General features: G+C 47.4%; 10 protein-coding genes and 1 pseudogene. 4 read left to right on the top strand and 7 right to left on the bottom strand.

Features of this window, described 5'->3' with window-relative positions; all coding sequences use genetic code 11:
* Positions 1 to 646 (top strand): IS256 family transposase (locus CCB157_RS08255; RefSeq protein ID WP_193432277.1); only part of this gene is annotated, 646 nt, incomplete at its 5' end.
* Between the two features lie 782 nt (positions 647 to 1,428).
* Here the strand turns inward: CCB157_RS08255 and dcd are convergent.
* The 4 genes from dcd to dsdA all read right to left on the bottom strand — a co-directional run bounded on the left by dcd (position 1,429) and on the right by dsdA (position 5,466).
* The gene (gene dcd / locus CCB157_RS08250; protein ID WP_158077251.1) at positions 1,429 to 2,046 is read right to left on the bottom strand and encodes a dCTP deaminase; all 618 of its coding nucleotides are present in this window, start codon (positions 2,044 to 2,046) and stop codon (positions 1,429 to 1,431) included.
* Entirely contained in the window at positions 2,046 to 3,455 is a 1,410-nt protein-coding gene (locus tag CCB157_RS08245) for a hypothetical protein (protein ID WP_077615439.1), read from the bottom strand. Before CCB157_RS08245 ends, dcd begins: the two co-directional genes overlap by 1 nt.
* Position 3,456: 1 nt before the next feature.
* On the bottom strand, positions 3,457 to 3,897 hold the full coding sequence (locus CCB157_RS08240; protein WP_077615438.1) for a hypothetical protein: 441 nt from the start codon (positions 3,895 to 3,897) through the stop codon (positions 3,457 to 3,459).
* A 228-nt stretch (positions 3,898 to 4,125) separates the two neighbouring features.
* A complete protein-coding gene (gene dsdA / locus CCB157_RS08235; protein WP_077615437.1) occupies positions 4,126 to 5,466 on the bottom strand; it encodes a D-serine ammonia-lyase in 1,341 nt (446 codons plus the stop codon).
* A 390-nt stretch (positions 5,467 to 5,856) separates the two neighbouring features.
* Here dsdA and CCB157_RS08230 point away from each other — a divergent pair, with 390 nt between their 5' ends.
* From CCB157_RS08230 to CCB157_RS08220, 3 genes are all read left to right on the top strand, one after another.
* Positions 5,857 to 7,044: a M20 family metallopeptidase gene (locus tag CCB157_RS08230; RefSeq protein WP_238594641.1), complete on the top strand. Its 1,188-nt coding sequence runs from the start codon at positions 5,857 to 5,859 to the stop codon at positions 7,042 to 7,044.
* Positions 7,045 to 7,124: 80 nt separating this feature from the next.
* Complete coding sequence (locus CCB157_RS08225; RefSeq protein WP_077615435.1) at positions 7,125 to 7,325, top strand: DUF3311 domain-containing protein; 201 nt, start codon at positions 7,125 to 7,127, stop codon at positions 7,323 to 7,325.
* Positions 7,322 to 8,797, top strand: coding sequence for a sodium:solute symporter family protein (locus tag CCB157_RS08220; protein WP_077615434.1), 1,476 nt, complete (start codon positions 7,322 to 7,324; stop codon positions 8,795 to 8,797). Before CCB157_RS08225 ends, CCB157_RS08220 begins: the two co-directional genes overlap by 4 nt.
* Before the next feature lie 267 nt (positions 8,798 to 9,064).
* Here CCB157_RS08220 and CCB157_RS18520 read toward each other — a convergent pair.
* From CCB157_RS18520 to CCB157_RS08200, 3 genes and pseudogenes are all read right to left on the bottom strand, one after another.
* A pseudogene (locus CCB157_RS18520) lies at positions 9,065 to 9,450 on the bottom strand (C39 family peptidase).
* A 50-nt stretch (positions 9,451 to 9,500) separates the two neighbouring features.
* Positions 9,501 to 9,599: a hypothetical protein gene (locus tag CCB157_RS18335; RefSeq protein WP_077615431.1), complete on the bottom strand. Its 99-nt coding sequence runs from the start codon at positions 9,597 to 9,599 to the stop codon at positions 9,501 to 9,503.
* 372 nt (positions 9,600 to 9,971) lie between these two features.
* Positions 9,972 to 10,922 (bottom strand): LCP family glycopolymer transferase, encoded by a 951-nt coding sequence (locus CCB157_RS08200; protein ID WP_077615430.1) that lies wholly within the window; start codon positions 10,920 to 10,922, stop codon positions 9,972 to 9,974.
* Positions 10,923 to 11,231 lie beyond the last annotated feature (309 nt).

The following is an 11,231-nucleotide window of genomic DNA, read 5'->3' as shown; positions in this document are numbered from 1 at the left end:
TCTGCAAATCGGAAACAGTGAATCGGAGTCCAGCTGGAGCGAGTTCTTCGGATGGCTGAAAGACCGGGGACTCCGGGGAGTGGACTTGATCATCTCGGATCAACACGGCGGGCTGGTGCAAGCGATTGAAAAGCATTTCCAAGGCGCGACGTGGCAGCGATGCCAGACACATTTTATTCGCAATATCCTCGATGCCGCACCAAAGTATATGCAGGATGCCTTGCTTGAGGAGATTCGCGGGATTCTTCACGCCCCCAATAAGCAGGCGGCCCGGCTGTTATTGGAACAAGTGCTGGCCAAATGGGAGGAGAAAGCCCCAAAAGCCATGCAAATCCTCGAAGAGGGATTCGAAGACGCCACGGCTGTCTTGGACGATCCGGAGCGTTATCGGCGGCGTCTGCGCACGACCAACGGGGTGGAACGGCTGAACGAAGAAATCCGTCGCAGAGAACGGGTGATCCGCATTTTTCCGAACCGGGAATCCGTGTATCGCCTCGTAAGCGCCGTGTTGATCGAAATGGACGAAAAATGGATATCGGGACGCAAATACCTGGATATGTCCGACTATTGGCAGTGGCGAAAAACGAAAAGTCAAGAAGTTCAAACGATGAACGAGAAAGTTTCCACGATCAAGAAAGTGGGATAATGACTTTGTCGTGTCAAGGGGAACGTGGAATACCGCAGCGAAGCGAGGATATGCCGCGAAAGCGCCTTGACACGCCTGTTCATTGACAACATGATTGTTTGTCCGGCAAGTCTCCCTGCCGGTCGCCTTGCCGGACTTACCTGCCATCCATCAAGTCATCAGGTCCATGTTTCTATCAAAGGGAAATTTACACAATAAAATGGACTTGACCGGTCACAGATATTACAGAGTTAAATTGGTTTGATTAAAGGCTCTATTTATTACCTATATTTAATGGAAAAATCATCGCCTATACGATCGATTCAAGATCTAGATATACTCTTGTTTCAAAGATGTTTGAAAAAGAATTTGAAGGCTTAAAAGACTAAAATAAAAAGCTTGAGTCCGACTCGATACCGAACTCAAGCCCAGAAAGGCGCTTAATAAAATGGCCTGTCTAACTTTATGGGATCACTTCACTCCCCCGCATGCCATGCGTTCCTGCAATACTACGGAGGCGGTCAAAAAGCGTTTGGCATCACGTCCTCGTTGCCATCGACTTGAAAACGCAAAAATGCAAAAATGCACGCATTCGGGGGTAGTGCACTTTTATTTCAATCTGCGAAGTAGTCATTGATTTCATCACATTTGTGGCGGGCATTTCGTCCGACAAGATGAATATGCAACGCCGATTAAACCAAGAGGAAAATTACCTAATAGAATTACTAGGGGGAATCTCAAAATTCGCAAACGTGGTTATAACGTTCAGCGCTAAATCAAACATTGATATCTTACAAGACAAATTAATGCCGTATGGTGTTCCGAAATTTGTTATTTAATATTTCTATATCCTTATCTTCAGATATATTGGAGGTTTTAGGCTCCGAATGAGCGACATATTTGGATATAGATTGCGTAATATATTGATCGCTGTTTGTCCCCTCAACCGTAAATAAACAAAGTTGGACCAATCTTAAACCGACATAAAGGGCAATTGGATTGGATGATTTATTCATTAATTCCAACGTTAGAACCCCTGCATAGCCGGGTTGTACAATCGAAGTGAGATTTATTCCCAATCGATTCCATGACGACCGGGTAATTAAAAGCCCAAATAAATCTTTCGGTAATTTGACATACTCAAACGTTGATGCCAAAACGAGCTGATTTGGATAAAGCAAAAACCGCTCGCCAAAATTTCGATAGGTATGGTCAAAAAAGGTTTCAATCGGGCGTTCGTCATTTAAATCGATCACCGGTTCCCTCGTCCTTAAATCCACTTTGAATTTAGGGCCCAATCTTAAATCGATCGTCGTCAATCCTAACTGAGTATCGGGATCTAATATCGGAGTAACAATCAACTTATCATCACTGGATTTAAGAAAATATTCCTTTATCTTATCAGAGGTTAAAATCCCCACTATTCTTGCCACCTCTTATGCACTTGTGAAGCATAAAGAGCATATCTTATCAAGCTATTTAAGTTCTCGAGAAAATTATAATCGGCTTTTTCACCTTTAATGTTATTTAACACTTTTTCCATATCAGCACGATATTGCAATCTGGCAAACCATCCGGCATTTAGTATGGCCGGAACACTTGCCGCCTTACCTTCATACTCATTTGGAGGCACGGCTAATTTGATTCGCTCCTCCGCAAGACGTAAAGCCTCCTCCACTTGCTTAGGTGTCATCACATTATTTTTTAAAAAGCTTTTTACTCGAGATTTAATAGGTGTTAACGTTGATTTCCAAAGTTCTTCTATAACATCGTAGAATTCCTTATTTTCTACCAAATAAAGAGTATCATCTAAATCTAAACGTGTTTCAGAATCCCGATAATATGATGCTGATTTATTTATCTGATCATTATATTCTGTAATTTCATTTTTTAGTCTGTTATTTAAAACTCGGAATAATCCGAGTTCCTTTAACAACTTCACTTGAAAATTGTTCCGTAAATGATTAGGAGGATGGGTTAAACTATAAATATTCATAAGCAAATTGTTATGAAATTGTTGCCGTCCGCTCGAAAAAATATTGAATTCCATAGTTGAGTAGACATATGCAGGACCCAGTAAACAAACCGCAAAGCAATCGGCTATCGCTTCCCTAATCCAAGATCCTAAAACCTTTTGTAAAATGACAATCCGTATGGCATCATTATCGACATCGCTGCTTGTGCGCAAAATCGGCTTGAATTTCTTCAAAATAAACCTGTCTTTGATAACCTTGGTAAATATATCGCCCCAGAAATCATTTCTCCGATCAAAATAATGACCGATTTCGTGTGCATAAATACAAGATAAAAACAGATTATGACGATGTGTATGCGGGAATGTTAATTTAATAAGAAGCGTTTCATTATTGGACTTCAAACCGATGTTTTTTTCTAAATAATCCTTTAATGGTAACCATACTTCACTAAACGAGAAATTAATTTCATGACTTGGGACTGCTAGTATTTCAAAGTTACTTGTATCTAATTCATGAATCAAATCCTTAAAAAAGCTCATAATTTCCAGCGGATAAGATTTGATGTTGGATTCGGAGATTGCCCAAGCAAAATGCTGTAAATACCCACTGGACCATATAATTTCGGCAGCCTTTGTTTTTGCGGAAATGTTGTAGTGAGGATCCTCATCCAATTTCGCTTTATCTTTAATAAAAATATCCCTTATATTCAAGACGATGGGTATTAATTCTTTGGTAATAAATTGCTTCAGCACCGGTGAGGGGTATACTTTTAAAGAAAGCCTTTTCAATTCCTCTTCAAAATCATATAAGTCATTGATCAAACCATTTAAATAGGACAATTCGGAGGTTAACATCTTAAAGCCTCCATCTGGAAAATCTTTCAGCACTGCTCCATTGATATTCTATGTCCATCAAGGAATGTATCCATTTATTTAATTTGTTCCATTCTTGGTCAGAAATAGAACCACATTGATTTAGTGTGTCAAGCAAGTTTTTAAAATCTTCGGCTTGCTGCTTTACTCCTTCCAATGTGAATGATTCGGCAAGCGTCCTTACGAACAAACTAAATGCTTCCGGACCGGACATGCCTGCCATATAACGCTTATTTTCTCCTTCGCAAAACGAGATCACGACGGACAAGAAATCCACGGTATATTTCATTGTTGCGGCTTCCAGTTCATCCAATCCTTCATGGTTTTTCATTTTTTGAAGCGCTTCTAACAGTATGTGAGTGTTAAACCCGAGCGGCTGATTAATTTGATAATCCTCCCTCATGTTGAGTATTGACATTACCATAGCATTCCCCTTCTTTATAATTTGTTTCGAAAACCATTATACAATTTCTTCATCAACAAAAACTAAGGAACAAGCATTTATAACTTCGACAACTTTATAAAAAATCCTTTGCCATTTATCGTTTTTTGCGAATTGTGTTTGACTGGTATATTTAATATTACATAAGCCCAACAGACTGATACTTGTTACCTCGTATGAAATTAACCGTGAAAAAACATTGATCGTCTTTCATTTTCCCCGTTCATAATACGCCTTCATCACTGCCTCCGGGACCATGCTGCCGCCGGTGGCCCAGATGATGTGGCAGGCGCGATCCATTTTTTCAACAAGATGATGTTGTTCCAGGTAATGCTGGCCGGCGGGCTGGCACACCAGTTGAACGGGACCGTAACAACCGGCGAGCGCCGAGGGCTCCAGATAAACGTTTTCCGCATCGGCAAGATCGCGCAGGAAAGCAAACAGACGGTCATCGCTCACCGTATAACATCCGCTGATCAAGTGGCCGACGGCCTTGCCGACGAATCCGGAGGGGCGGCCGACCGCGAGCCCGTCGGCGGCCGTTTGATTATCCAGCCCGAAATCGAACACGGACACCCGGTCATGAAGGCCGGTCATCAGCCCGATGAGAAAGCACGGCGAATGGGTCGGTTCGGCAAAGAAACAATGGACGTGCTCGCCGAACACTTGCTTCAGACCGAACGTCACGCCGCCCGGACCGCCGCCGACGCCGCACGGCAAATAAACAAACAACGGATGATCGGCATCCACGGCGATGCCCAATCCGCGGAGCTGCTCCTGCAAGCGGAGCGCGGCGACCGCGTAGCCGTAAAAAAGATCCCGGGAATGTTCATCGTCGATAAAATAACAGGCCGGATCGGCGGCCGCCTGCTTCCGTCCTTCTTCAACCGCTTGGCTGTAATCGGACGGATGTTCGATGACGGTGACCCCTTTGCTCCGCAACAACTCTTTTTTCCATTGTTTGGCATCTTGCGACATGTGCACCGTCACCCGAAACCCGAGCGCCGCCCCCATGATGCCGATGCTTAATCCCAAATTTCCCGTCGAGCCGACGACAATGCGAAATTGCGAAAAAAAGCGCCTGAACCGGTCGCTGTTGAAAACGGCGTACGAATCCGAGGGAGACAACAACCCGTGTTGAAGGGCGAGGGTTTCCGCATGTTTCAATACTTCATAGATGCCGCCCCGGGCTTTGATCGACCCCGAAATCGGCAGGTGGCTGTCGCATTTTAATAAAAGTTTGCCGCGCAGGCGCAAATGATAGACTTCGGCCATTCGCTCCCGCATGTTCGGGATATCGATGAGCGGCGATTCGATGAGGCCGCCTGCCTCGGCGGTTTCCGGAAAAACCGCTTGGATATAGGGGGCAAAGCGCCGCAAGCGATCCGCCGCCGCCAGCATGCCGTCCCAAGTCACGCCCTCGGCCTCCGTTTTTTCGCCATATCGCGGATTTTCCCAAAAAACTTCTTCACACTTGACCACTTTCTCTAAAAGCGGGTATTCCCGCTTCCACTGTTCCAACGTCTTTCCATGAACCGTTTGCGGTGCCACCCCATTCCCTCCCGCTTGCTTTTTCTTTTGATTTTATAATAACCGAACCGCTCTTCAGTCGACATCCCCATTTCTTTTCATCTTAAACTCCCAGCCTCCGAAGCCGATTCATTTCTTTTTTAGGCACCGTAAATCGTCATGTTGTTATTACCAATGAAAAATGAAAATTCCTGGTCACTCATTTTTTCACCGCACGGTTTGCAAACAGCAGCTTCAAATGAAAATCACACGGCGATCGATAAGCGCGTGGCCGCTTCAAAGCAGAATATGAAGGTTTAACGCCAAGGAGTTGTCACAATGATTTAGGACAAAATAACTATATTTAAAAAATACATATCATTTTAAAAATGTTGTATAATACGGGAAACAAAATAAAGGGGAGTGATGCCAGTGACCACAACGAGCCAAACGCTGAAGGAATTGTCCGAATCCGTGACCGAGCAAGTCATCGAATGGCGCCGGTTTTTGCACGCGCATCCCGAGTTGTCTTTTCATGAAGAAAACACCTCGCAATTCGTCTATGACACTTTAAAATCGTTTGGAAATATCGAGCTGTCGCGGCCGACCCGAACGAGCGTCGTCGGTCGCATCATCGGGAAACAGCCCGGAAAGACACTGGCCATCCGGGCGGACATGGACGCCCTGCCCATTGAGGAAAAAAACACGTTTCCATTTGCCTCGAAAAATCCGGGCGTCATGCACGCGTGCGGACACGACGGGCATACGGCCATGCTGCTCGGGGCGGCGAAAGTGTTGTCCGGACTTAAGGACGAGCTGAACGGCGAAGTCCGCTTATTGTTCCAGCACGCCGAAGAACTCGCCCCCGGCGGCGCCGAAGAAATGGTGCAAGCCGGCGTCATGGACGGCGTCGACGCCGTCATCGGCGCCCACCTTTGGTCACCGCTGGAAACCGGGAAAATCGGCATCGTTTACGGACCGATGATGGCCGCACCCGACACCTTTTACATCACCATCAAAGGCAAAGGCGGCCACGCGGCGATGCCACATCAAACCGTCGACAGCATCGCGATCGCCGCGCAAGTCATCACCAACTTGCAGCACGTCGTAAGCCGCCAGACCAATCCGCTCGACCCGCTCGTCGTTTCCGTCACTAAAATTCAAGGCGGAACGACGCATAACGTCATTCCCGGCTCCGTGGAACTCGTCGGGACGGTGCGCAGTTTCGACGCCGGCCTCCGCAAAAACGTCCCGAAGCTCATGGAGCGCGTGATCCAAGGCATAACCGCTGCTCATGGCGCCGACTACGATTTTAAATACGAAGAAGGCTACCGGCCGGTGATCAACGATCGCGGTGTAACGGCAATGATGGAAGAAGCCGTCCGCGACGTCTTCGGCGAAGAGGCGATCGCCCGTTTGCAGCCGAACATGGGCGGTGAAGACTTCTCGGCGTTCCAGCAAAAAGCCCCCGGCAACTTCTTTTATGTCGGCTGCGGCAATCCCGTTAAAGGCATAGTATACCCGCACCACCACGAACGCTTCACCATCGATGAAGACGCTTTGGAAAACGGCGTGAAACTGTTTGTGCATGCCGCGTTCAAGTTTTTAAACGGTCACTGAATGTTTCGCTTGCATCAAGATCGATCATCCATTGCAGGTCATGTCGCGTTTCATTTCATCAATCATAAGGAGGCTGCACCATGAGCACATTCAAATGGTTGACCGTGCTCCCGTTTATCGGCTTGTTGGTCGGCGTTTATTTTGCCAACCGCGTCACGCCCTTTGTGTTCGGCTTGCCTTTTCTCATGTTTTGGTGCATCCTGTGGGTCGTTCTGACCTCCATCATTATGGCGATCATCTATAAAACCGATCCGGCCAATAAAGAAGGGGATGGATCATGAACGCCGCGCTGGTCATCATCTTCCTCTTTCTCCTGCTCTCGCTTTTTCTCGGCATTCAAGCCAAACGGGGCAAGGACATGAACCTTGAACAATGGGCGGTAGCGGGACGCGGCTTCGGAACCATTTTTGTCTTCATTTTAATGGCCGGCGAAATCTACACGACGTTTACCTTTCTCGGCGGGAGCGGTTGGGCCTACGGCAAAGGCGGGGCCACCTTTTACATCTTGGCTTACGGCTGCCTGGCCTACGTCATGTCGTACTTCATGCTGCCGAAAATTTGGCGTTACGCCAAAGAACAGCGGCTCGTCTCGCAATCGGACTTTTTCGTAAGCAAATATCAAAGCCCCGCCCTCGGCGTGCTCGTCTCGCTCGTCGGCGTCGTCGCCATGGTGCCTTACTTCATCCTTCAACTGAAAGGGCTCGGCATTATTGTCTCGGAGGCCTCCTATGGCTCGATCTCACCGACGGCCGCGATCTGGATCAGCGTCATCGCCGTGACCGCTTATGTCATCATCTCGGGCATCCACGGCTCGGCGTGGACGGCCGTGCTCAAGGACACGATGATTTTGCTGATCGTGATTTTCCTCGGCATTTATTTGCCGATCCATTATTACGGCGGATTTCAACCGATGTTTGAAGCGATCGAAAAAGCCAAGCCCGGTTTTCTGGCGCTTGCGGACGCCGGCATGAGCCCGACGTGGTTCGCCTCGACGGTGCTGCTGACGGCATTGGGGTTTTATATGTGGCCGCATACGTTCGGATCGATTTATTCCGCCGAAACGGAAAAAGTGTTTCGCAAAAACGCGATCTTTTTGCCGCTTTATCAGCTGATCTTGGTCTTTGTGTTCTTCGTCGGCTTCGCCGCAATCTTACAGGTGCCGGGGCTGACCGGTTCGGACGGTGATCTCGCCCTCTTGCGGTTATCGATCAAAACCTTTGACCCGTGGTTTGTCGGCATCATCGGCGCCGCCGGCGTGCTCACCGCCTTGGTACCAGGCTCGATGATTTTGATGAGCGCGGCAACGCTCTTGGCAAACAACGTCTTTAAAGTGTTCCAACCGAACGCCTCCGAAGAGCGGATCACCAAAACCGCGAAATATCTCGTTCCCGTCGTCGCCCTGATCGCTCTGTATTTTACCTTTCAAGGCGGCGCGACGATCGTCGCCTTGCTGCTCATGGGTTACAATTTGGTCACGCAGCTTTTTCCGGCGCTCGTATTCAGTTTAATGAAGAAAAATTTCGTAACCAAAGCGGGCGCGTTCGCCGGCATCGTCGCCGGCGTCGCGACGGTCGCCGCCATCACCATCAGCGAAACCTCCGTCGGCCGTCTCTTTCCGTTCTTGCCGCAAGCGATTCAGGACATCAACGTCGGCATCATCGCGCTGATCGTCAACGCGGTCGTCCTCACTGCCGTGAGCGCCGCAACCCGCGGCTTGTCCGCCGCGCCTCAGGCTTCCGAAAAAGCGATGTAAAAACTTAAACCGCCCCGCGGCAGTGCTGCCGCGGGGCGATTTCCTGAAAAAACGTGATCCCTTTGCCGGGGACCGCTCCTCTCAAAACAAAAACATCCAACCTTTTTAAACGAAATGGAAACCGAAAATGAGGGTAAGTGCATTCACTATGAGCAAGAACGCCTCGCCTTATAAAAACAAAACCTCGGGGAAAACGGGATATGCAATAAGACGGGGTAGAATCTGAATGTGGACGTCATCTTTTTTGGAGCCGTAATCCAAGAGCAACTAAAGATAAGCAATCGCCTGCCTGCCGAATGGGTTCCATCCAGCAATAAACTGGGTGCGGGGCACTTTGCGGTTGTTGACCGACGCCAGCGGGTCATTGAAATAAACATGGTCTGTGTCAAACCCGGCCACCAGCACGGCGGGTTCGTGATAGGTCATGCGAATTTTCCCGGCCGGCGTCTGCCACGTTTCCCATTCGCTCTCCGGCACGGCGCGGAACCAGCTTGTGACAATCACCCACACCGGTTTGCTTTTTTTAATCTGTGTTCAACGGCAGCAAATCCCTTCCCGGTTAAATCGACGGCCCGTCCACCCAAATAGCGCTTGGCAAGGTCAAAGATCGGCCCGTGATACACCCCGTATCCGGGTTTTTTCAAATCGTACATGTCACCGACAAACCCGGTATTGGGGTTGCCGAAATAGGTTTTACCGTCCTTCACTTTATACGGCGTCGGATCTTTTTGATTTGTTTCGCCAGCGTCATTTTGCTCACATGGATGCCGGCGTGATTGAGCATCATGGCGAGGCGGGTCACTTCACAGCCCCTTGGCAGCTGCGGATATTGCGCGATCAAAGGCGCATCGATGATAAATCTTTGATTAGTTAAAGGAGCATGGGATGCAGCGTTTTTTGAGGGTCTGTTGGCTGCGGTGAATTGTGAAGACGGCTTTTGTACCTGTTTATCGGTCGCGGCAGCAGATTTCTTTGCTGAGGGATCATTTTCAGAGTGGCCGGTTTGCGAAGCTGTTTGCCCGGGAAAATCCTGAGAATTCCACGATTGTCGCTCATCAACACCCTTTAAGTCACGCTGTCAACTGAATCGCTTGACAAACAGGCGTTCGTCCGAGGACGAGATTGGTCTACCAAATAAAATAACCGCCGGCAATCGCCGGCGGCCCAAACCCACTTACTGCGCGTTCATTTGTTTTTCAATCATGTTGTGGACGTTTTGGAATTCTTCGTCGGTGACGATGACCCAGCTGACGCCGTCCATATATTTCGGCGTGCCTTTCGTTTCATAATCGATGATATGATTTTGGCAATCGCGGTAATCGGTCGCAAGGCGCTTCATATCATCAAACGTCAAATTGGTCGTGACGTTTTTGCCCAACACATTCAAAATCGACGTCATTTTCGTGATCGACGTGAAGCTTTTCCCTTTCTGAAGAACGGCTTGGATCACCTGGCGCTGGCGAATGTTGCGGCCAAAATCGCCGCGCGGATCTTTGTGGCGCATGCGGACATAACCTAACGCTTTTTTGCCGTCCAAAAAGATGTCGCCTTTTTTATAAACATAACCTTTCTTATAGTAACCTTCATCAGCCCATGTGATGTCGTTATGGACCGTCACGCCTCCGACCGCATCGACGAGGTCGGCCAGACCTTGCATATTGACCTTAACATAATAAGGAATGTTAATGTTGAAATATTTTTCCACCGTTTGTACAGCGAGCGGTTCATCACCATACGCGTAGGCAGCGTTGATTTTGCTGTATCCCGTATGGCCGGGAATTTGCACGCGCGTGTCACGGGGAATACTCGTCATGAGCATCGAATTCGTCTTCGGGTTCAGCGTCGCGATGATCATCGTATCCGAACGGCCCTTGTCATGCGGTCGCTCATCCACTCCAAGCAGCAAAATATTAATCGGCGGCGCCGTGCTTCTATTTTTTTGAAGCGGCAAGTTTTTGTTTTTATCCTTGCCATTGATTGGCTTGTATATCTTGTCCGCCGTTTTCTCCAATGAGTGGTAAATGAAATATGCATAGCCCCCGCCCGCAAGGATCAGAATCCCAAGGATGACACCGATGGTCAATAAAATCTTCCTGGATTTTTTTGATTTTCTTTTATGTTTCATAGGTTCCTCCAAGATCGACACGAGTTTTATATTTCTTCGGTATAAAAATATTTTATATCAATTTATGCTTATTTTTAAGATAATAAATAACAACAGGTTAACCATATTCGATGAGTATTTTATCGAAATAAGCATCTATGTTATCATTCATCTATATTATTAAAATTATAAATAATTATAATTTTGTTGATTCTAGACTTAAAAACCAGGTTTGTAAACAAAACACCGATGTACAACAATGAAGTAAGTCTACAAACAGATATCCTATTTTAAATGAAATCAATTCATTTTTACAAAATGAAGGGAAAC

Origin of the sequence: Caenibacillus caldisaponilyticus, from assembly GCF_002003465.1 — a bacterium.
GTDB classification, from domain to species: domain Bacteria; phylum Bacillota; class Bacilli; order Bacillales; family Sporolactobacillaceae; genus Caenibacillus; species Caenibacillus caldisaponilyticus.
The sequence above is the reverse complement of the archived record's forward strand: the minus strand, read 5'-3'. Positions and strand labels throughout refer to the sequence as shown.

Coding starts and splice junctions, on each gene's coding strand:
- CCB157_RS08245 (WP_077615439.1), bottom strand. CDS start 3,455: ATGTTAACCTCCGAATTGTCCTATTTAAATGGTTTGATCAATGACTTA.
- CCB157_RS08240 (WP_077615438.1), bottom strand. CDS start 3,897: ATGGTAATGTCAATACTCAACATGAGGGAGGATTATCAAATTAATCAG.
- CCB157_RS08225 (WP_077615435.1), top strand. CDS start 7,125: ATGAGCACATTCAAATGGTTGACCGTGCTCCCGTTTATCGGCTTGTTG.
- CCB157_RS08220 (WP_077615434.1), top strand. CDS start 7,322: ATGAACGCCGCGCTGGTCATCATCTTCCTCTTTCTCCTGCTCTCGCTT.
- CCB157_RS08200 (WP_077615430.1), bottom strand. CDS start 10,922: ATGAAACATAAAAGAAAATCAAAAAAATCCAGGAAGATTTTATTGACC.